The sequence below is a fragment of the Gordonia sp. NPDC127522 genome, assembly GCF_042672305.1.
In the GTDB taxonomy this organism is placed as follows: domain Bacteria; phylum Actinomycetota; class Actinomycetes; order Mycobacteriales; family Mycobacteriaceae; genus Gordonia; species Gordonia hongkongensis.
Genome location: NZ_JBHXVK010000028.1, coordinates 1 through 19,723 on the forward strand (window position 1 = coordinate 1; position 19,723 = coordinate 19,723).

Annotated in this window: 21 protein-coding genes; 10 read left to right on the plus strand and 11 right to left on the minus strand. The window is 65.0% G+C overall.

All coding sequences use genetic code 11. The annotated features are described in order from the left end of the window. Positions 1–742 precede the first annotated feature (742 nt). From ACFVHY_RS23605 to ACFVHY_RS23615, 3 genes are all read right to left on the minus strand, one after another. A complete protein-coding gene (locus tag ACFVHY_RS23605; protein ID WP_390275791.1) occupies positions 743–1,057 on the minus strand; it encodes a hypothetical protein in 315 nt (104 codons plus the stop codon). 11 nt (positions 1,058–1,068) lie between these two features. Further along, positions 1,069–1,290 (minus strand): hypothetical protein, encoded by a 222-nt coding sequence (locus tag ACFVHY_RS23610; RefSeq protein WP_390275792.1) that lies wholly within the window; start codon positions 1,288–1,290, stop codon positions 1,069–1,071. 198 nt (positions 1,291–1,488) lie between these two features. After that, positions 1,489–1,728 (minus strand): hypothetical protein, encoded by a 240-nt coding sequence (locus ACFVHY_RS23615; protein ID WP_390275793.1) that lies wholly within the window; start codon positions 1,726–1,728, stop codon positions 1,489–1,491. A gap of 486 nt (positions 1,729–2,214) precedes the next feature. Here ACFVHY_RS23615 and ACFVHY_RS23620 point away from each other — a divergent pair, with 486 nt between their 5' ends. The 6 genes from ACFVHY_RS23620 (at position 2,215) to ACFVHY_RS23645 (ending at position 6,339) form a co-directional block, all read left to right on the plus strand. After that, on the plus strand, positions 2,215–2,679 hold the full coding sequence (locus ACFVHY_RS23620; protein WP_390275794.1) for a hypothetical protein: 465 nt from the start codon (positions 2,215–2,217) through the stop codon (positions 2,677–2,679). Positions 2,680–2,789: 110 nt separating this feature from the next. After that, entirely contained in the window at positions 2,790–3,260 is a 471-nt protein-coding gene (locus ACFVHY_RS23625) for a hypothetical protein (RefSeq protein WP_390275795.1), read from the plus strand. A gap of 284 nt (positions 3,261–3,544) precedes the next feature. Further along, positions 3,545–4,216, plus strand: coding sequence for an MspA family porin (locus ACFVHY_RS23630; protein WP_390275796.1), 672 nt, complete (start codon positions 3,545–3,547; stop codon positions 4,214–4,216). Positions 4,217–4,222: 6 nt separating this feature from the next. Beyond that, positions 4,223–4,678, plus strand: coding sequence for a hypothetical protein (locus ACFVHY_RS23635; RefSeq protein ID WP_390275797.1), 456 nt, complete (start codon positions 4,223–4,225; stop codon positions 4,676–4,678). A 1,039-nt stretch (positions 4,679–5,717) separates the two neighbouring features. Continuing rightward, complete coding sequence (locus tag ACFVHY_RS23640) at positions 5,718–5,987, plus strand: hypothetical protein (protein ID WP_390275798.1); 270 nt, start codon at positions 5,718–5,720, stop codon at positions 5,985–5,987. Between the two features lie 148 nt (positions 5,988–6,135). Then, positions 6,136–6,339 carry a hypothetical protein gene (locus ACFVHY_RS23645; protein ID WP_390275799.1) on the plus strand — a complete coding sequence of 68 codons (204 nt, stop codon included), beginning with the start codon at positions 6,136–6,138 and terminating at the stop codon, positions 6,337–6,339. Positions 6,340–6,440: 101 nt separating this feature from the next. Here ACFVHY_RS23645 and ACFVHY_RS23650 read toward each other — a convergent pair whose 3' ends face one another. Then, entirely contained in the window at positions 6,441–7,046 is a 606-nt protein-coding gene (locus tag ACFVHY_RS23650) for a maleylpyruvate isomerase family mycothiol-dependent enzyme (protein WP_390275800.1), read from the minus strand. Between the two features lie 91 nt (positions 7,047–7,137). Between ACFVHY_RS23650 and ACFVHY_RS23655 the strand changes: the two genes are divergently transcribed. After that, positions 7,138–7,776 (plus strand): hypothetical protein, encoded by a 639-nt coding sequence (locus tag ACFVHY_RS23655; protein ID WP_390275801.1) that lies wholly within the window; start codon positions 7,138–7,140, stop codon positions 7,774–7,776. A gap of 106 nt (positions 7,777–7,882) precedes the next feature. Here the strand turns inward: ACFVHY_RS23655 and murJ are convergent, their stop codons facing one another. Together murJ and ACFVHY_RS23665 are read right to left on the minus strand one after the other, a co-directional pair. Then, positions 7,883–9,475, minus strand: a complete 1,593-nt coding sequence (gene murJ, locus ACFVHY_RS23660) for a murein biosynthesis integral membrane protein MurJ (RefSeq protein WP_390275802.1) — start codon at positions 9,473–9,475, stop codon at positions 7,883–7,885. Between the two features lie 539 nt (positions 9,476–10,014). After that, the gene (locus ACFVHY_RS23665; protein ID WP_390275803.1) at positions 10,015–10,962 is read right to left on the minus strand and encodes an NERD domain-containing protein; all 948 of its coding nucleotides are present in this window, start codon (positions 10,960–10,962) and stop codon (positions 10,015–10,017) included. A gap of 960 nt (positions 10,963–11,922) precedes the next feature. Between ACFVHY_RS23665 and ACFVHY_RS23670 the strand changes: the two genes are divergently transcribed. Then, positions 11,923–12,795 carry an exodeoxyribonuclease III gene (locus ACFVHY_RS23670; protein ID WP_390275804.1) on the plus strand — a complete coding sequence of 291 codons (873 nt, stop codon included), beginning with the start codon at positions 11,923–11,925 and terminating at the stop codon, positions 12,793–12,795. A gap of 216 nt (positions 12,796–13,011) precedes the next feature. Here ACFVHY_RS23670 and ACFVHY_RS23675 read toward each other — a convergent pair whose 3' ends face one another. Further along, positions 13,012–13,827: a class I SAM-dependent methyltransferase gene (locus ACFVHY_RS23675; protein ID WP_390275805.1), complete on the minus strand. Its 816-nt coding sequence runs from the start codon at positions 13,825–13,827 to the stop codon at positions 13,012–13,014. A gap of 292 nt (positions 13,828–14,119) precedes the next feature. On the opposite strand from ACFVHY_RS23675, the gene ACFVHY_RS23680 reads away from it, so the two are divergent. Then, entirely contained in the window at positions 14,120–14,794 is a 675-nt protein-coding gene (locus ACFVHY_RS23680) for a winged helix-turn-helix transcriptional regulator (protein WP_390275806.1), read from the plus strand. 15 nt (positions 14,795–14,809) lie between these two features. Here the strand turns inward: ACFVHY_RS23680 and ACFVHY_RS23685 are convergent, their stop codons facing one another. The 3 genes from ACFVHY_RS23685 to ACFVHY_RS23695 all read right to left on the minus strand — a co-directional run bounded on the left by ACFVHY_RS23685 (position 14,810) and on the right by ACFVHY_RS23695 (position 17,799). Beyond that, positions 14,810–15,610, minus strand: coding sequence for an ABC transporter permease subunit (locus tag ACFVHY_RS23685; RefSeq protein WP_058250975.1), 801 nt, complete (start codon positions 15,608–15,610; stop codon positions 14,810–14,812). Beyond that, a complete protein-coding gene (locus tag ACFVHY_RS23690; protein WP_390275807.1) occupies positions 15,607–16,578 on the minus strand; it encodes an ABC transporter ATP-binding protein in 972 nt (323 codons plus the stop codon). The genes ACFVHY_RS23685 and ACFVHY_RS23690 overlap by 4 nt, the downstream gene beginning before the upstream one ends. A 129-nt stretch (positions 16,579–16,707) precedes the next feature. Beyond that, positions 16,708–17,799 (minus strand): magnesium transporter CorA family protein, encoded by a 1,092-nt coding sequence (locus ACFVHY_RS23695; RefSeq protein WP_390275808.1) that lies wholly within the window; start codon positions 17,797–17,799, stop codon positions 16,708–16,710. Between the two features lie 149 nt (positions 17,800–17,948). Between ACFVHY_RS23695 and ACFVHY_RS23700 the strand changes: the two genes are divergently transcribed. Beyond that, entirely contained in the window at positions 17,949–19,196 is a 1,248-nt protein-coding gene (locus ACFVHY_RS23700; RefSeq protein ID WP_269553536.1) for a hypothetical protein, read from the plus strand. Here the strand turns inward: ACFVHY_RS23700 and ACFVHY_RS23705 are convergent. Further along, positions 19,170–19,679 (minus strand): acyl-CoA thioesterase, encoded by a 510-nt coding sequence (locus ACFVHY_RS23705; protein WP_390275809.1) that lies wholly within the window; start codon positions 19,677–19,679, stop codon positions 19,170–19,172. The two genes, ACFVHY_RS23700 and ACFVHY_RS23705, sit on opposite strands and share 27 nt — an antisense overlap. Between the last annotated feature and the right edge of the window lie 44 nt (positions 19,680–19,723).

Sequence of the window (19,723 nt, forward strand, 5' to 3'; positions counted from 1 at the left end):
CACCAGCACCACCCTGTGGGCTGCGAGATCGACTGACCGACAGCTAGAAGAAACTGGCTCTAGAACTGCCTGGACCGGCTATCGGGGACCTGCCAGAAGTCCGGCGCGGCTTTCGAAAATGGTTGCAGTGACACTGTTCGGTTGGTGCCCCACGGACCGGTTGCCACTAAGCTGAGATCGCCAGCCGCATCTGCGAAGTAGCTTCCCAGGGTCCGTCCATTGCGTCCGAATCGTGCCACTGGACCGAGCGCTGAGACCTCACCAGTGACTCGCACTTTCCTCATAGGCGGGGCACCCTAACGTGCTTTCGAGTCCGACTCACAACTGTGTGTATGTCAACTGGCCGTTGCACATCTCGACTGCGTGAGAACCGGTTGCGTAGGTTGTCACCCCCATGGGTGTGCATCCGTCTACACCGATTACGACTGCAACCGCGGGCCAGCCGAGCGTCATGATGATGCCGGTTGCAATCGCACTTCTGAGCGAACTGTGGGCAAAGCACCTTTCTCCCGGCCGCGCTAAAGGTCCGGCATGGTGAGCTTCGCTACCCAACCCTGCTCGTATCCAGCCTCTGAAGTTAGCTGCAGGACCAGACTCTTCTAATCGGTCTGGAGTCGCCTTCAATCTTCAGGCTGCCTAATGGCTTCCGTGACTGCAGGATCGGACACATCCGCGATCAAATCTAGCGCCGGATTACCAGCATTCGAAGGTGAGGTGAACGAGCGGAAGGCACGGTATCCGGTCAGTCCTCGAAGTGAGTCTCCATGGTGTCGATCATCCGGTCCTCGTACGCTTCACGGCTGATGAACTGGGCGTCAAAGCCCTCCTCGGCGTGACCGCCGGCGGCCGTCTGCTCGCCGAGCGCGATGATGCGGGCATGGCGATCCTCGTCGTCGAGTAAGGACTCCAGCGTGCTCCGCAGACGCTCGAGCGCACCTTCTCTGGAATCGGCGGTGACTGACCAGTCCTCTCCGCCGTAGCGGCCTGTCCAGATGCCGTTGTCGTCTTCGGTGAGGATGGCGCGCTGGGTGACGTGTAACCGTGGTGGCTCATTCACCGTCTCACCTTTCAGCCGTAGAAGGTCTCAACCATCATGCCCCGCTGAGAGATTACGGTGCAGCGGTGCGTGTAGACGCCCGGTTTGGGGTTGTAGCTTCCGGTTTGAATCGGCTGGCAGTTGATGGTCGTCGGGCTCGCCGAGGCGGGTGCGTCGACAGCCAGCACGGGCAGACCCACCGCCATTCCGAGGCCAGCGAGAACTCCGATCAGTCCAACCTTCACTCGTGCCATCAAGATGCTCCTTCGTTGTCAGATCGCCGTTGTACTGCACCGTCAGTCTCAATGGTGAGGCAGGGGATCGCGGTCGAGGGAACGAACTGAACGAAATGCTCCATCTGAATTCTGTGAGTGGTCTACCAGAACTCGCGTGACGGAGGAAGGCGAGCCGCTGGGACGGCCACGAAGTCGCGACCGTCCCAGGCGGTTAGATCATGGAAAACCAGCTGGCTTGACCGGGGTGGTGTACCAACTACCGTCCGGCCACTGCTTGCAGCCGTAGGACGGGACGAGCATGTCGCCGGCATTGATGCGGGCTTGCTCTTCGCGCTGGGCGGCCTCTAAACATTGCTTCTGGTCTGGATGGGTGCTCGCCTCTGCGGCCGGTGCGGTGGCGAACAGAACGCCGGCCGCCGCCGCACCCATTACTAGTGCCGCTGCTGTTTTCCTCATTGTGAACCTCCATGTCAGTATCCCCGAGTAATGACACCGCCAAGCTAACAACCTCGGCGGATAACCGCGCCAGTCGTTCAGCCGACGGCCACCGACATCGCGATGACCGCTCGATGAGCCCGACCAGAGCACGCCGACCCTAACACCGGTTCGCTCAAAAAGACGCCTGCGACAGCAACATCCGCGAGATGGCGCAAAATGTGGAACACCTGTCCGAATCTGCGCTTCACCGGTGGCGCTCCCGTGAAGTGAGATGACTGCATGCTCATTGCGCCGATCGGACGACACCAGGTGCGCCAGCGGGAAGGGATTTGTTAGGTTCGCGGCGGGGCCGCGAGCCTGAGTCCCACAAGGAAGGTGCGGGGGCCTCTTCCACCCACACGGACCCATCGTCCGGCGTCGCGTAACGCGCGGGTTCCGATGGCCGTGGTGGATTTCGAGTTCTCCGCGTAACGCCCAAATAGTGCGGTGCGAGAGGACCTTTAAGTGCAGCAACACACCCAGGATCAACCGTCGCTGCGACCGCACCGCCGGGTGGCTGCGTTCGTGCTCGCGGCCGCGGCCGCCGCCGTTGCGGGCCTGGCAACGGCGTGCGCCGCGACGCCGCCGGTCGCTGATGACGACGCTGTGCGCGACACCGTGCGCTCCTACTACCAGGCCCGCAACGACGGCGACCTCGACGCGATGCTCGCCTTGTCCTGCGACGACATCTATTCGGCGACACTACGACTGCAACAGAGCGCGCCCGGCGAACGCGCCGCAACGCTGGAAGCGATGCGCGCCGCCCCGGTCACCATCACCACCGTGGACCTCTCCGGGCGCACCCGCACCGAGGTTCGCGTACAGACCACCGGCACCGTCACGGTCGCCGGAAAGACCGAAACCGGAACACAAGTCGGGCTGGTCAAGCTCTACCAAGACCATCCGCGAGTGTGCCGGCTCGACGGGTGAAAGGAGGTCACCACCCGCCCCGGTGAAGCGCGGGTAACAAGCACCGATCGGGGGATCGCGGTGCGCCCCTGAACAGTGCATCACCCTTCAGCAGTTCTCTGAAAGGAAGCATGCCAGTGTTCGACAAACTCAGCACAACCCTCACCCGTGGCATCACGACCCTCGCGGTTGCTGGTGTCGCCCTGACGGTTCCAGGTGTGGCCATGGCCTCCGCAGCGCCGGTCCTGCCGGCGTTCGACGACTTCAAGCACCAGGTCGCCGGCTGCGGCGGCAGCGGCTATGCCCCGCCCGGCGGCGCGTGGGGCCCGGTCAGCACCGGCTCCTGCTCGCACGCGGGCACCCCGAACAACTACTCCGTGACCTACTCCTACCAGGCAGTATCCGACGCCACCCCGGTGCACGCCTCGGCGCTCCACTTCACCAACCCGTCGGGTGTGGACCCGGGGGCGCAGCGCTGGTCGGAGTTCGGCTTCGGCAAGCGCGGAACGAGCCTGCCGCTGGCCTGGGGCAACGCTCTGGCCTCGCCGCAGATCAAGTTCCAGGGCGCCGGTCTCGGCACGATCGTCAACTGGTACTTCTGACCGATCCTCAACGGCCCCGGCGTATGTCGTCCGAGCAGACGACATGCGCCGGGGCCGCCGTTCGGCCGGCGGTGGCGTGACCTACGCCTCACTTGTGATACGACGACAGTCATCTCGTCTCGCTGTGCTAGCTTTCATCACAGAATCAGCAAGGTGCAGCGAATTTCGGGGAATCCACTGTTACCCACGGGGGGATCGGGCAGCGTTTACACGCGCCCACATTCTCGCCGTCTATTCGGACTCCCAGACGTTGGTGTGCACCGATAGACAAGGGGAGACCTCTCATGATCCGGCGACGGACCATTCGTGTTCTGATGGGTGCGTTGGCGCTCATCATCGCGCTCTCGGTAGGAGTGCAAGGCACCGCCAACGCGGTCGGCAGCTCGCGCTACCACAAGACCCAAGACGGCATCTACCTCGCCGTGGAGCAACGCAAGCTGCACATGCGCACCTATCAACCGCTGGACTCCTCGCCGATGAGCCGCGATGTGTTCCTCGGCGGACAGACCAAGGCCACCATCAAAGGCCCGCGCGGAACCTTGATCCAAGGCGCCACCTTCGAATCCGGCTACCAGGTCGGCTACCCGGTCAGCTTCGCCGCCACCGGGGTCAACATCACCCTGAGCACTCCGAGCCTGTCAGTCGGCGGCAACATCCGCATCAAGGCGCCCACGCCGGTTGATCCGAGCCCGGTCGACGGCGACCTCAACGCCACCGTCAACGTCATCCCGGCACAGACCTTGGCCTTCACCGTCGAGCACGGCGGCATCAAGACCGTACCGCTGGTCAAGGGTTCGATGGGACAGCCGCTGGCCTACGCCGACTTCGCCGGCGTCCAGATGATCGTCAAGGGCGCCGTCGGCCCGGTCACCATCCGCCAGTACACCAAGATGAACGTCCGCACGAGCGCCGGATCGTCCGAGGTCGTCACCTACGGTCCCGCCTGGAAGGTGTAGCGCGCCATGATCGATAACCTGAATCCTGCCGGGCGCCACCGACTCCCAGAGGAAACCACCTCGACGTCGACCGGTCGCAGCTGGGTGCGGTTCGCTGTGCCCGCAGTCCTGGGCGCCGGTGTGATCGCCGCGGCGATCGTCGCCGGCGGGGCCAGCATGGGAGCGCCGGCGGGTCCACAGCCGAGCGTGGTCGTCGACCGTCACACCGTCGACACCACCACCACGGTGCCCACCGATCCCACCGAACCGACCGATCCCACCGAACCGACCGACCCGCCGGTCTACGGCGGCAGCACCACCTACAACACCACCATCACCGAGATGGTGCCCGCCGGCCCGCCACCAGGAGCATCGCCCGACGGCGACGACAACGAAGACCAGGCCCCGCTACCCGGCGGAGCCTTCGTCCTCGGCGAACCGGTACCCCAGGTGCCCGAGGCCGGATCATTCAACCTCCCCTGACCGCCAATGTGCCGCAACATGCTCCATGTCGCCACCTGCGCCATCTGCACAGGCGGTGTCAGCTTGGTGGTCATTGTTCGTGAGGTGTGGGAACAACGCTCGTTCGAAAGTCTCAGTGCTGAGGGTGGCGGGCGGAACACAGATATAGGGGCGTAAATTCATCGCTATGGCTCAACTGACAATTGACTTGTACGGAGAACAGAACGAGGCAGAGAGCCTTGGAGAGTCTTTGGCTTTAGTAGTGGGGCCAGCAAGTAATCCTCCAGCCGTGGTTGACACCTCGACTGCAGTCCTAGATGCACTAATAGAGCAATGGAAAGCCGAGCATCCGGGCGAATCGACCATCCACTCGAAACAAGGGTATCGACTGATCTGGGAATTCGCTTCGGATGCCGAGCTAGTCGCGGCTGAAGCCGCAGTCCGAGAGTATCTAGACCAGCTCAGTCGGGGTAGGACAGCAGACGCGATTCCGTGGATGACTGGGTTGATTTTCAACACTTAGAGAGGATTAGGGTCGGGGATATGAAAAAGCTGTGGGGAGTTGGGGTCATCGTAGGCGTCGGTATAGCGACGGGCGTATCGGTAGCTGGACCCGCAGACGCGGTCGTCGTCGGCGGCCAATTGCACCCAAACAGGGTGAGTGGCATCACCTATGTCGCCGCTGATCTCTACGAGGCTACGTGCCAACTTGTCCGGATCGGGAACGGGAAGGGACCAGCCGAAGCAGTCGGATACATCACTGGCTACGGAATGTCTGAGCGAGAAGCACTGGCAGACGTGAATTCTCGAGTTCCGCAGGGCCATTACAAACGGCATTGCCAGATCAAGAAGCAAGGGAATAGGATCGGCACTGGCGGCCGATTCTAGGATGCGAGAACTGACTTCGCGCTACTGCTACTGCTGCTGCGTGTGATGTTTTGTAGCGACCCCCGGATGGCTCGTTTGTCGAGATTATCTGTATTGCGCAATCAGTATGGCCCACGCAGCGACTGTATGTGAAATTCCCTCTCGTACGACGAAATAAAAGGAGCACACCAGATTGAGCACTACCAATAAGATCCGCGTCGCTGTAGCAGCCGGTGCCGTCGTCGCCGGTATTGGCGCATCCGCGCTCGCCGGTGGCCTGGCCGCGGCGCCGGCACAGGCCGCCACCTACACCTACGGCGGCCTCATCGCGTGCGACGCGAACCGCAACGCGGTCCTCGCCCAGAACCCCAACCTCGGTGCGACGGCCTGCACCCAGAGCTTCAAGGGCTGGGAATTCCGCACCTACCAGTCCCCAACGAAGCAGCCTCAGCTCACCTGGTGATCCTCGCCCGGATATGACCTGCGCCCCGGCCAACCGTCTCGATTGACCGGGGCGCAGCCGTATGTGCCACGTGCTGACAATGCTCGCGTCACCACGAGGCATGGAGGCGAGTGGCGGGGACGCGCCCTGACAGGCATCCTGATCCGTGATGACAGCATCACATCCGAGCCGCGCCCGTACCGAGGACGAGATCCTGGCTGCAGTAACTGCCGGCCACGTCATGGCCGGCATGCCGCCAACCGCGGCCGATGTCGATGCCGCCCGCCGGGTACTGCGGGGTCGATCAACGGTCGACCAAGAGTTGGAGCTGCTGCGCAACCAGTTGCGACGACGCGCATGTGTCGACGAGTGACCGGTCCGAACGCACCGGTGATCGGTGAACTGCCTGCCCAGAGGACGCTCCAGCTTCGAACAACAGCGAATCTGTGACTGCATCTACACGACCTGTACTTCTCACGTGATCAGAGGAACTCCGTCACCGGTAAGTTCGTTGCGGACGCTCGGCCCTCGTCCAGTCATTGTCAGCAACAGAGCCTCGCCGGACCCACGAACTTCGGGACCATTCCCGATCGTCCAGTCCATGTCTGTGGCAGACAGCCGGACACCATGCACGAGGCGCGCACCCCTGATGACCGGACTGATCCGCGCGTAGTTCAGTGACGCGCGTACCCGGTCGAGTGGGATACAGCGCGGCAACCCGACGGCCCGCCGGACGTCCTGCTGGTGAACCATGCACTCGATCAACGCCACTCGCCCGCCATACAATGCTCCGGCGCCAGCCGGTTCGATGCCCGCTTGCAGCAACCGCACCAGCTTCGCAGGATCGGCAGCCGCGAATCGGTGGAGTTCGACAGCGTTGAGACGATCAAGATCCCCTCGCGCGCGATACATATTGATTGTCAGACGAGTACGAGACTGGCCGAGATAGGCGATTGTGTGCGCGACTACATCGCGCACCGACCATCCCGCACACAGACTTGGCATATCCCACTGCGACGGCGACAACCCGGCCGCCATCTCCGCAAATTCGGCCCGCTCCAACCGTGCGAACTCCAACACCGACCAAGGTCTCATTGTCCAAAGCTCCAGCTCAGTAGCCACACAGTCCCCGCCCCGCTTCGCCGCCGCGGTCACAGTAGCGTGTTCGCGTATGAAGAACGATGAGGTCACCGAGTACCGCGCGCACTGGGACGGTGCCGAAGCGCGGTTTCGGCTGTTCGGCTTCGTCTTTGAAGGATCGCAGTACCGTCTCGAGATCACCGACTACTGGGATTGCGATGTCACCGATGTCATCGACGATGCCGGCTATTACTTCACCGGTCAGGGCGCTTTGTGGTCGCTAGCCACCGTTGACGCAGCCTCAGCGGGCGCGACTCTGACGTGGTTGCACGGCTATGACTACCGCATCGCTGCGAGATCGTATGCGCAGTGGCGTGCCCGCACGGACATGCAGCTGCGCTACTTGGCGGCCCGATCTCAGCACTCGCAACCGGTGGTTCTGCCCGACGGCCTGCGTCTGATTCGCATGTTCCCGGAGTGGGTGGGCGGACCGCTGTGGGAAACGTTCACCGACAACTATCCTGCGGAGCCGGAGAATCTCGGCTTGGAACAGGCATTGGCTGATGATCTTCGCGCATGGAACGACGCCTGGGCAGGCGAGAGCGTCGACCCCGCGTACTGGCGGGCCGAAGGCGGCGCCTTGCATCAGCGAGTCCAAGATGCGTTGAACGGAATCGCCGAAGTAGCACCACAGTTCCTTCCACCTACCGCACGGGCGGGCTGGTGGTGAGGAACGTCGCTGTGCCTACATATTCCGGCGGTGCATCTTGCTGTCTGCCCCCAACCTGGTCGGCCCGGTGCCCACATCGCCTTTACCTCTGGTGTCTGTTGGCATCTCATCGGCTGGCCAGGCGCATCGCGAGGCGACCGGCGTGGGTGACCTCGGGAATGCGCACTATCCGTAGGAGATAGGCGAAGACGCAGGTGCTGAGGAAAGCGCCGGCAGCCAGCGTGAGGATGTTGGTGATGACTGTGTCGGTGGTTGGACTGCTCTGGTCGGCGGCCCACATCGTCCCGAGCGCTGAGACGGCTGCGCAGAGGGTGAGAAGCCCGGCCCGGGCGGAGGTTTCAGCGACTCGACGGAATCCGAGGAGTCCGTAGCGGCGGCGCAGGATCAGGTGCCCGGCCACCGCGCCGACGAGGTACGACAGTGCTCCGCTGGCGCAGAGGACCACAACGACGGGAATCCCGTTGAGTGCGTGTATGCCGACCGTGATGGTCGACACCTTGACCGACACCATGGCCACATTGATCAGCGCGGGCGTGCGGGTGTCACCCTGCCCGTAGAACACCCGCAGTTGCAGCATCACCAGCGCGAGAAAGGGAAGTCCGAAGGCGCTGGCGGCGACGGCCTGGCCGATCTGGCGCGCTTGCTCGGAGCCAATGTTGCCGACAAACACGAGGGTGGCGGCGGTGGGTGCGAAGACGGCCAGCGCGCCGGCCACAGGTATCGACAGCGCCAGCAGATAGCGTGCGCCTGTTCGTAGTTGCGCGCGCAGTGTGGCGGTGTGGTCGGCCGCGACTGCGTTCGCGATCCGCGGGGTGAGCACGGTCAGAATCGACACCGCCAGGATGCCGTAGGGCATCTGAAGCAACAGGTCGGCGTAGGTGTACGCCGACACACTCTGGTGGTCGAAAGCCGCCCTGGTGACGACTGCGACCCCGACCTGTGATGCGGCGACGTAGACGAACACCCAGCCGGCCATCGAGGAGCCGACGACTACCGGACGCCAGGTATATGGGAGCAGCCGGACCCGCCAGCGCCACCGGAAACCGCTGCGACGCAGAAGCGCAACGCACCACAGCGCCTGTCCGACAATGCCCAGGGTCGTACCGACGCCCAGGACGGCGAGCTGAGTGCTGTTGATCGTGCTCGGGGTGAGGACCGCGGGCCCCGGGACCGCTACGAACACAACCACGGTGGCGATGACGGTCAGGTTGTTGACCACCGGCGCCCACGCCGGCGCTCCGAACCGATTCCGGACCTGCAAAATTGCAGTGGCCATGGCGGCCAGGCCGTAGAAGAACACCTGAGGCAGGAACATGTACGACCACGCAGTGGCCAAGTCGTGTTGTGGCCTTTCGGCAACGAACGCGCCGGCGATCCACGGAGCCGCCGCCACCACACAGGCAGTGATCGTCAGCATCCCGAGGACCGATACGACCAGCAGCCGCTGAACGAACGTCTCGTCATCGACTCTGCCGCGAAGCCGGGATCGAGCAAGGACTGGCACCACCACGCTGGACAACACCCCGCCCAGCAGCACCGCGTACACCATGTTCGGGAACGTATTCGCGCCGTTGTAGGCATCAGCGACCGCAGAAGCCCCCAGAATGCCGGCCAGCACGACCGTACGCACAAACCCAGTCACACGCGACGCAGCAGTCGCCACCGCTACCCGACCGGTTGCAAATGCCTGCCCACTCATCCCGCCATCATCCCGCCACCGCGGCGGCTGTGGTGAACACAGGTCTCACCGTCGGCGGCAGATCCGCTCGGTCGACAGCCGACCCAGCCGGTACTCGCGGCGGTTTGTCGGGTGACACCGAATTCGGAAGCAGTGATGTGCATTTGAGAGTCATCCACCAGGGAAAGTCCTCTGCAACAGAACCTTGGTCACGTCTGAACTGGAGCTTCCGCGATCTTGATTGCATCGAAGGGACTCGGCCGCATGACCGCGGACTACCTCGACCAGGGGTACAGCATGAGGGACGCCACAATCAGTCTCCACGATGCGGCGGTTCGAGAGGGCAAAGCCCACATCATTGACTGAAGGGCGTGCATGCTTATCGTCCGAGCAGCGTACTACCACCTGAGCTATGGCGGCCCATAGACACGCCTTTGGGGTGGCCACGGGAATACCTGCGGCACGGGAAATCTGCGAGTACGAACGGGGCATAGCGTCGGCATAGGCTCGTCCGGCGGAGGCCTGCGGCGTACGAATTCTGGCCTGGTCGCGGCCAACACTTACCAATACTTACGTTTTAAGCCGGGCCGCTCTTTGTTCAGTGCGTCGTGTTGCATCCTGAGTACCTGGTCCTGGCGGCGCTGCCGCCTGTCCTGCTCAAACTGTTGCTGGCTTTGAGCGAGTTCCGCTTTTCGTCTCTGTTTCTTGACTTTACGGTTGGCCAGCCAGTCTTTGGCTGCCTGTTGGCGGGCTTCGCGAGCTTGCGCCTGCAACGCACGCTGCTCTTCGCGAGCCCGCAGCATTGCCCGGTGCTGTTCGAGCCTGTGGGCTTGCGGTGTTCCTGCCTTCTGTTCGAGAACACGCATCATCGTGAACGTTTGCCACTGCTGGTATTGCTGGATGTGAACGTCCTTGCCGTTCCTCGGGATGCCCGCCCCCAGCCACGAGAGCACGTCGCCGAGACCATCCTCGGCGAGTCGCATGGGCGGGTGGTGACCAGCGAGGGTGTTGTCGACGGTGAGCCGCCCGGGCCTGCTGGCGTGGACGAGGATTGCTGCGCTGACTTTCGCCGGCGCCACGAGGGCCGCGAACTTCGTGACGGCATCGCCAAAACTGCTCCGGATAAGGCGTGGGTTGTCAATTGGCCCAGCGAGGATGACATCGCCATACCATCGGTAGTCATCAGGCATCCACAGTTTCGAATCGATCAGGAATACCCGGTCGCCACAGACAAGGGCGTGGTCGATATCGGCGTGCTCGGTGCCTGGATATCGGAGACCATGAACGATCTGTATTCCGGCTGCTGCATTGAAGCGCGCGAGCTCAGCGATGAACAGTTCATGGGACTTGCGCTCGCCGACCAGGCCTTTGAGCAGCGCCTGGTCCCCCATCGAGGACCGCAGCGCTGAATCTGATACCAGTCCCTCGCCGGGGTTTCCGAACACTCGTTGAGCGAGGATCTGCAAGTCGATTGGTGTCTGACCAGGCTGTCCCGTGGGAGACGACATGGTCGTACCGTATCGGACGAGGGCCCGTTCGTGCAGTGCCGAACGGGTTGCCCTCAATCGCTGCGGCGAAATAGGCAGTCAGCCCAACCGCGACCGGCGCAAGACAACATCCGCAAAGTCGCGGACTCCGTGGAGGTTCGCGCATCGAGCCTAATGTAGTCGGTACTGTTGCAGCTTGTCCCATCCCGCCGATCATCTACGCGTCCTCGTCGCTGTCTGCGCGCAGTTGCGCCGGTTCTCAGGCACCGACGAGCTGCCATGATGGCCGAGCTCTCAATGTGGTCGGCTCGGTTCGATCGACGGGCATCCGCTGGCCAGCGACAAGAATATGGTGTCCTTCATAGGTGGTATCGCCGCAAGTCAGGCGGTGATCCGAACTCAGACGGCGTCTCAGAACGGATGGCCACTCACGACTGGCTGGACGGCCCGGGGCGGTGGGGGCACAAGATCGGGAACAACCGCACGTCCACCTGAGGCGAGGCCTTGAGTCCCAGGCGCCCCATACTGGGCCTGATGCCTGACGAGGCCAGGATTCAGACCCCTGCTGACGGGTTCTCGACCATGTCGTGATCGAGCGCTCCATGCCCTGCATATTAGCGCCAGTTGCGCCACATACTGACCCGCCTTGCGAGTTGGGTGGAACCGTATGGCCGGCGATCGCACGGCGAGTTTGTCGACGGTGCTGCGCACGACTCGATCTGACACAGACATGACACATCAGGGCGGTGTCGCACGCTGCGGGTCGGCGGCCCCGAACGTGCGAAGTCAATGATCAGGGTAAATTCTGGCAGGCGAACTGGTTTGTAGTCGCCCGCGTCTTGAAAGCGAGCGTGGGTGAAACCACCGGGGGTTCAAATCCCTCCGCTTCCGCCAAGGGCCCTCAACTCTCACCCGGGTGGGGGCTTTTTCGTGCAACGCCCGGCCTACCGGTTGGGGCCCCGAGACGTGGAAGGTAGGGACATGGGCGCCGGTGGATTCACCGTGGCGTCGTTCAACGTCAACGGGATCCGCGCCGCGCGCCGTCGTGGGTTCGACGCCTGGCTCGCCGGGCGACAGCCCGACGTGGTCGGACTGCAGGAGTTGCGGTGTGGCATCGACGACGTCGGAGAGTTCGACGGTTATCACGCAGCGGTCGACGTCGGCTCCATCGCGGGACGTAACGGCGTCGCGGTGCTCACCAGAAACGAGCCGGCCGCGGTGCGCACGTGGCTGACTCATCCGCCGAAGGCTCGCGGTCTGCCCGCCTTCGCTCACGAGGGTCGCTACGTCGAGGTCGACCTCGCCGATCGTCCGCTGACCGTCGCCAGTCTGTATCTGCCCAAGGGTGGACTCCCGGCCGAGCTGCAACGTCCCGGCTCGATGCGCGAGGCGCCCGACGGCGGCGCCAAATACGCACGCAAGCAACGCTTTCTGGCCGGGTTCACCCGTGAACTCGAGCGCAACCGGCTCGCCGCCCGCCGCGCCGGCCGGGAGTTCCTGCTCCTCGGCGACCTCAACGTGGCACACCTCGAACACGACGTCACCAACTGGCGCGCGGCCCGCAAGATGGAGGGCTTCTTGCCCGAGGAACGGGCCTGGTTCGGCGAGATCACCGGTCCGCGCCGGCTCGTCGACGTCGTCCGCGCCCTGCACGGCGACCGTCCCGGACCGCTCACCTGGTGGAGCTGGGCGGGAGAGTCGTTCGTCAAGGACGTCGGGTGGCGCATCGACCACCAGCTCGCCTCGCCCGCGCTTGCCCGGCGGGCGCGGGCGGTGGTGGTCGACAAGGAGGCGTCGCCGGACCTTCGGCTGTCCGATCACGCCCCGCTGGTTGTCGAGTACGCCGAGCTGTGATCCGGGGCTCCCGCGTCCCTGATCGATGGTGGTCGCCGAGTGGCTTCGACTCGGCGCCTCGCTGGCGCTCGGTGCCGGCTCAACCAGCGGTGGTTTGTGGCTCGGGCAGTTGTGGTTGCCGGGTGGCTTCGACTCGGCGCCTCGCTGGCGCTCGGTGCCGGCTCAACCAGCGTTGGTTGCGGTTGCGGCTGCGGCTCAACCAGCGGTGGTTGTGGCTCACGCGACCGTCAGCACCGCGCGGAGATACTCCCACTCCATCCGTCCGTCGGTGAGGTAGCGGTCGGCGTGGGCGGCGATGGCGGCGTCGAGTTCGTCGACGCGCGCGGGGTCGTCACCGACGTTGCGGTACGCCATGATGGTCGGTCCGTAGTGCGCCTTGAAGAAGTCGCGGAACGCCCCGCCGTCGTCGAACTCGCTGATCGCCACGGTCTCGGTGACGAACTCGTGGTCGGTGACAGCTGAACCGAACAGCGACCGCACGTGGTCGGCGTCGCCCCAGAGCGGCCCCGGCTGCGCACCGGGCGGCGGTGGCGGGGCGTACGGCTTCATCACCGCGAACAACTCACCGATGAATCCCGTTGGAGTCCAGTTGATCAGGCCGATCCGTCCGGCGGGACGCACGACTCGTACGAGTTCGTCGGCGCACTTCTGGTGATTCGGCGCGAACATGACGCCCACGCACGACGTCGCGATGTCGAAGTCGTCATCGTCGAACGGGAGATCTTCGGCGTCGGCGGTGCGCCAGGTGATCGGCAGGTCGCGGTGCCGGGCTTCGCCCACGGACAGCAGTTCGGGTGTGAGGTCGCTGGCGACGACATGCCCGCCGGCTTCAGCGGCGGGTACGGCGACGTTGCCCGCGCCGGCGGCGACGTCGAGGAGTTTGTCCCCGGCGGTGATGTGCAATGCGTCGACGAGGCGTCGGCCCAGCGGCGCGATGAGGTCGGCGACGGCTGGATAGTCGCCCGACGCCCACAGCTTGCGATGGCGTGCCTTGATCTCGGCGTCGAACGGGGTGGGATGGGTCGTGGTCATGATGGCGGTCCCTCGAAGTCGTCGAATGGTGGTCGTCCGTGACCGGACACAACGAGCATCCGACGAAGCCCGACCCGTCCTCTAGACCAACATCTGTACTGGCGGCAGTTCAGTTTCTGTACTGGTCATCAGCCGGCGACGGGTGTGTACTGGGTCGGGGCGGAGGTTTCGACACGGCGCTTCGCTTCGCTCGGGGCCGGCTCAACCAGCAAGAGGCGGCGCCTCGCTTCGCTCCGGGCCGGCTCAACCAGCAAGAGGCGGCGCCGGCTCGACCAGCAGTGGGGAGGCTGCGATGACATCGTATGGACAATTCTGTCCGGTGGCCAAGGCGATGGAGTTGCTCGACGAGCGCTGGACGATTCTCATCGTCCGCGAACTGCTCTTGGGCAGTCGGCATTTCAACGAGTTGCGGCGCGGGGTGCCGAAGATGTCGCCGGCGCTGCTCACCAAGCGGTTGCGCAGTCTCGAACGGGCCGGAGTGATCAACCGCAGTACTGTCGGCGGTCGTTCGGTGTACACACTGACGACGATGGGTGAGGAGCTCACCACGGTCGTAGAGGCACTGGGCGCGTGGGGAATCCGCTGGATCGGCGAGCTGGGCGACGCCGACCTCGACCCGCATCTGCTCATGTGGGACATGCACCGCACCGTCCCGGTCGACCGGTGGCCGCGACGACGCACCATGGTGCAGTTCGTCTTTCGCGATGTCATCGGCAAGGCGAGCACATGGTGGCTGGTCGTCGCGGGTGGTGAGGCGCAGGTGTGCGACTTCGACCCCGGTTACGAACTCGACGCCACAGTGATGACCGATCTGCGTACTCTCACCGAGATCTGGCGGGGCGACATCGACTGGCGTCTCGCGCTCGCCGCCGACCGCGTCGAGATCCACGGTGCCGCGGAGGTGGCACGAGACGTGCCGTCGTGGATCGGACAGAGCCTCTCGTCGGCGGTCCCGCGACCGGCGTGAGCGCCGCGGGCACCGTCAGGCGATGTCCCGGCGGAACGTCGTGTACCGACCGATGACCGCGAACGCGGCGATGTAGGCGAGCATGACGAGGGCGCCGGCCCATTGCGGGAGCAGGTCGTCACTGCCACCACCCATCGTGGCGAAGAAGCTGGAGCCGACGAGGGCGTCGGCAGCCGACCCGGGCAGGAACTTCGACACCGAGGACGTCACGTCGAAGGTCGCCAGCGCGATGCGTGCGATCGGTTCCACGAGCTGGGTGAAGGCCAGCAGGATCACGATCGCAGCGACCTGGTTGGACACCACCGCGCCGAACGCCACACCCATCGCGGTCCACAACACCATGACCAGCATCGACAGGCCGATCACCTCGAGGGTGGAGCTGTCGCCGAGGAACGCGCCGTCCCCGACCGTCGCGAGGATCGGTGCCGCCGTCGCGACGACCGCCAGAGTGCCGAGGACGCCGTAGAGGAGTCCCATCGGGATGCCGGCGATCAGCTTGGCCACCAACAGGATTCCGCGTCGCGGCTCGACGAGCAGACTCGCGGTGATCGTCTTGTGCCGGAACTCCCCGGTCACTGCCAGGCTGCCGATCACCAGCGCGAACACGTAACCGATCGGGCTGGTGAGGGCGTAGATCGAGCGGGCCAGATCGGCGCCGACGAGGGTCGTGGGTTGTTGCATGGCGTTCTCGGTCGTCATCGAGAACGCCAGTGCCGCACCGATGAACCCGAGGTAGGCGACCATGGCGATGAGCAGGACCCACCACATCCGCGTGGAGGTGAACTTGCGGTACTCGGCGATCAGGGCGGCCCTCATCGGACTGCCCCCGACGACGTCGGTGCCGCGTTCGGGCCGGGATCGGCTGACCCGCCGGAGAAATGACTGGTCGGTGCGTCCGATGACTTCGTGAGATGCAGGAAGACCGCCTCGAGATCGGCGCCGACGTCGGCGAGTTGGTGGAGTTCGATGCCCGCGCCGAAAGCGGCCGTCCCGACCGTGGCCGCGCTCACGCCGGGCACCCGGAAGCCGTCATGCGTGTCCTCGAGTTTCCACCCGCGCTCGCCTGCGAGTGCGACGAACGACGCCCGCGACGGCGTCCGCACGACGACCGAGTGCTCGGCCAGCGCCTCGAAGTCGGCGAGCGTGGAAGCCCGGACCAGTTTGCCGTTGCCGATCACCACCACGTCGTCGACGGTGCTCCGCACCTCGGCGAGCACGTGGCTGGAGACCAGGACCGTCCGTCCCTCGCGGGCGAGCGACCGCAGCAGCCCGCGCAGCCACACGATGCCCTGGGGGTCGAGGCCGTTGGCCGGCTCGTCGAGCAGGACGATCTGCGGATCGCCGAGCAGCGCGGTGGCCAGGCCGAGGCGCTGCCGCATGCCCATCGAATATCCGCCGACGCGGCGCTCGGCGGCCTGGGCCAGTCCGACGAAGTCGAGCACTTCCCGGCACCGCGACGTCGGGACCCCGACCTGCGGAGCGAGTGCCTTCAGGTGCCCGAGTCCGGTGCGACCGGGGTGGAAGCTCGACGCCTCGAGCGCCGCGCCGACGTGCTGGGCGGGTCGCGGGATCTCCCGGAACGGGCGGTCGCCGATGAGTGCCCGGCCGGCGGTCGGTTCGACCAGGCCCAGGAGCATCCGCAGGGTCGTGGTCTTGCCCGAACCGTTCGGTCCGAGGAACCCGGTGACGCGACCGGGGGCAACGGTGAACGACAGGTCGTCGACCGCGGTCAGGCTGCCGAATCGCTTGGTGAGACCGTCGATCGTGATCGCGGGTGACTCCATCGGTGCCTTCCGTCGGTGGGCTGGCCCATACGCTATCAAACGCGCACGTGGTCAACCGCTTTCATGTCGAAACCCGCAATGTCCGCGTGTACGAATCACACCCGTTGCGGGACAACGCATCCTGTGCGATCACAACCAATCGCGTTTCCGGAACGACAGATAGAGGCCGACGACCACGACGACGATCAGCGTCGTACTGGTGATGAAACCGAGTAGTCGCTCGAAACCGGGAAACGGCACGTTCTGTCCGTAGAAACCGGTGATGGCCGTCGGCACGGCGATGATCGCGGCCCACGCGGTCAGCTTCTTCATGACGGTGTTGAGTCGCGCGTCCGCGAGGGTCAGGTTGGTCTCGAAGACGGTGCTGATCATGTCCCGCAACGATTCCGTCCACTCCGACGCCCGGAGCGCGTGGTCGTAGAGGTCGGAGAAATGCGGGTCGAGCTCCGGTGGCGCGTGGTTGTCGAACCGCCGTCGTTGGATGCCGGCGATCACCTCGCGCATCGGCAGGACCACCCGTCGCAGGACGACGAGGTCCTTGCGCAGGTCGTAGGTTCGGCGCTGCAGTTCGCGGCCGGGGATGCGCTCGTCGAACAGCAGTGCCTCGAGGTCCTCGATCTCGTCGTCGAGGCGTTGCACGGCGTCGAAGTGGCCGTCGACGACGACGTCGAGCAGTCCGTGCACGAGCGCGCCGATCCCGTACTGCGTGGCGCCGCTGTCCGACCATCGCCGCATGACCTCGTCGATGTCGAGCGCCGGGGTCGGTCGCACGGTGATGAGAGCGTTGCGCTTGACGAAGATGGAGATGCGGTGCAGGTCGAACATCCGCGCCCGGCCGTTCGCGGAGGCGCGGAAGTCGGTGGCCGCGGAGCCGTCATCATCGTCGTCGTCCCGGTCGTCGGCCGGCGACTCGCCGTCGTGTAGCGACACCGCGTAGACCATCACGAAGGTGTGCCCGGTGTAGGTGACTGTTTTGACCCGTTCGGCTGCCGCGACCGTGTCCTCGATCGCGAACGGGTCGAGGTCGAGTTCGGCCGCCAACCGGGACAGGGTCTCGTGGGTGGGGCTTTCCAGATCCGCCCAGATCAACTTCTCCGGATTGTCGAGACAGGTGGAGATCTCCTCGAGGTCGAAGCCATCCACCGGGTCGCCGTTCCGCCAGATCTGACCACGGATGCGTTCGACGCCGCGAGGTCCCGACACATCCGAGGGAACTGTCATGTGGCCATCGTGACACCCGTGGGGGTGTTCCGTCGGTGCGACAGGCAGGCGAGACGTCGACCACACCGGGTGGTCGTCGCCCGCGGGTAGCATCGAAATCGGTGTCTGTGGACGGGCGCGGACACCGATTCTCCAGGTAAGGCGGCGTTATGGTCGACAGCAGTTCCCGCGGACATCGCTTGATGCCCGCGCGCACGAGCGAACAGATCCGCGAGTGGTGCGATCGTTCGGCGGTACCGGGCGAGCGGCGCGAACTGTCGGACACCGCGGCGCTGCTCATCGCGTCCGGATACCTCACCCCGGGTGGTCGTGCCATCGTGGTGCGCCGGATCTCCACCGGTCGGCCGATGCCGTCCATGTCCGCGGGTTTCGGCGATCTGCGCCGCTTGCAGCGCGCGATCGTCCAGATCGAACACCAGTTGTCGAGTCCGGTGGTGCCCGGTGTGGTCGCGGCCGTGATGCGCAACAGGCTCAACGGCCTGCAACGACGCCGCGAGGACGCACGCAAGCAGATCGTCGCCGGCAAGGGTGTGTTCGCGTCGGGGACCCGGGCGATCCGACGCGAGCGACGGGAGAACGTCTATCTCGAGATCGAGGAACGAGACCGGTTGTTCGCCGGGCTGCTGTGCACCCCGACCCCCAACGTCAACGCGTCGAGCTATGTCCGTCGCGCCGGCACCGCCGCGTTCGACCGGATCGCCGGCGTGGTGGGGCAGGTCGCCGCGAAGTCGGGCAACTCGCAGGCGGGGCAGTGGGCGGACCAGTTCCTGTCGGGCGTGCGCGAGACGCCGGGCGGAGCGACTCAGACCGGCGCCCCCCGCACCGCGGCCTTCGTCGACGGTTACGAGACGCTGCTGTTCATCACCGGTCACTACTACGACCGCATCCTCGGCAACCCCGCCTGGCGCTCCGACCACTTCGAGGTCCAGCGCACCCAGGTGAACCTGCACGCCGAGGTCGCCGAGATCGCCGCCGACGTCATCGCGTTGCGGGCGGTACGCATCGACCTCGACCGGGCCAAGCGCAACGGCGGCTTCGACCGCACCTTCGCCGCGCAGATCGATCAGCGTGAGACGACACTGCGACCGGTGTGGACCGAACTGATCGACCGTGTCCAGGCGCTCGGCGAGGTCGCGCATGTCGTCGAATCCGCGGCCGTCGAGCTGCAGGTCCTCGCCGAGTACAACAAAGCGGCCACCCTCGACGACCGCATCGACGCCTTGATCGCGCGATCGGGCGACCGCGAGATCTCCGTCGACAACGCGAAACGGCTCACCGAACAGGTCCGCAGCGGCGAAGAGCAGTTGCGCATCTATCGAGATGTGTTGCAGGGCAACATCGCGCGGATCTCGCCGGCGGTGCCGCGCGAGTTACCCGCTCGCTACGAGCCGTCGTGACCACGTGCTGAGGTAGTCCTTCTCGGTGGGGGACAGCCGCCGGAGGGTGTGCTTCTCGATGTCGATGACGGCCATCTGCGTGCTCGCCACGCACGCCGGCCGACTGGCGTCGTCGGCATCGCCGCTGCGGATCTCGTAACCGATGGTGAAGTCCACTGAACGGAAACCCTTGATCCACATCCCGATTCGCAGCGGCGAGTCATCGTGACGCAGCTGGGCCTGGTATCCGATGTCGACGTGCACGATCATCGCGCTGGTGATCAGCGGGGCGTAGTCCTCGCCGGCGCTCAACAGCCACGCGATGCGCGCCTCCTCCATCAGCGTGACCATCCGCGCGTGGTTGATGTGTCCGAACGCGTCCATGTCCGACCAGCGCACCCCGACCTCGGCGACGAAGGCGAAGTCGTTCGGACCGAGTCCCGTGGGCGACGGTGGTTCGTTCCGCTCGGAACGCGCGTGGTGAACAGAAGGTGAAGTGGGCATCGTCGACTTTCCTCGGAGGTCCCGGTGCCCGTGAGATGCCGTGG

Bases quoted from the DNA above. Each gene is read 5' to 3' on its own strand.
- ACFVHY_RS23610 (WP_390275792.1), bottom strand. From the start codon at position 1,290: ATGGCACGAGTGAAGGTTGGACTGATCGGAGTTCTCGCTGGCCTCGGA.
- ACFVHY_RS23615 (WP_390275793.1), bottom strand. From the start codon at position 1,728: ATGAGGAAAACAGCAGCGGCACTAGTAATGGGTGCGGCGGCGGCCGGC.
- ACFVHY_RS23625 (WP_390275795.1), top strand. From the start codon at position 2,790: ATGCCAGTGTTCGACAAACTCAGCACAACCCTCACCCGTGGCATCACG.
- ACFVHY_RS23630 (WP_390275796.1), top strand. From the start codon at position 3,545: ATGATCCGGCGACGGACCATTCGTGTTCTGATGGGTGCGTTGGCGCTC.
- ACFVHY_RS23635 (WP_390275797.1), top strand. From the start codon at position 4,223: ATGATCGATAACCTGAATCCTGCCGGGCGCCACCGACTCCCAGAGGAA.
- ACFVHY_RS23645 (WP_390275799.1), top strand. From the start codon at position 6,136: ATGACAGCATCACATCCGAGCCGCGCCCGTACCGAGGACGAGATCCTG.
- ACFVHY_RS23655 (WP_390275801.1), top strand. From the start codon at position 7,138: ATGAAGAACGATGAGGTCACCGAGTACCGCGCGCACTGGGACGGTGCC.
- murJ (WP_390275802.1), bottom strand. From the start codon at position 9,475: ATGAGTGGGCAGGCATTTGCAACCGGTCGGGTAGCGGTGGCGACTGCT.
- ACFVHY_RS23665 (WP_390275803.1), bottom strand. From the start codon at position 10,962: ATGTCGTCTCCCACGGGACAGCCTGGTCAGACACCAATCGACTTGCAG.
- ACFVHY_RS23670 (WP_390275804.1), top strand. From the start codon at position 11,923: ATGGGCGCCGGTGGATTCACCGTGGCGTCGTTCAACGTCAACGGGATC.
- ACFVHY_RS23675 (WP_390275805.1), bottom strand. From the start codon at position 13,827: ATGACCACGACCCATCCCACCCCGTTCGACGCCGAGATCAAGGCACGC.
- ACFVHY_RS23680 (WP_390275806.1), top strand. From the start codon at position 14,120: ATGACATCGTATGGACAATTCTGTCCGGTGGCCAAGGCGATGGAGTTG.
- ACFVHY_RS23685 (WP_058250975.1), bottom strand. From the start codon at position 15,610: ATGAGGGCCGCCCTGATCGCCGAGTACCGCAAGTTCACCTCCACGCGG.
- ACFVHY_RS23690 (WP_390275807.1), bottom strand. From the start codon at position 16,578: ATGGAGTCACCCGCGATCACGATCGACGGTCTCACCAAGCGATTCGGC.
- ACFVHY_RS23695 (WP_390275808.1), bottom strand. From the start codon at position 17,799: ATGACAGTTCCCTCGGATGTGTCGGGACCTCGCGGCGTCGAACGCATC.
- ACFVHY_RS23700 (WP_269553536.1), top strand. From the start codon at position 17,949: ATGGTCGACAGCAGTTCCCGCGGACATCGCTTGATGCCCGCGCGCACG.
- ACFVHY_RS23705 (WP_390275809.1), bottom strand. From the start codon at position 19,679: ATGCCCACTTCACCTTCTGTTCACCACGCGCGTTCCGAGCGGAACGAA.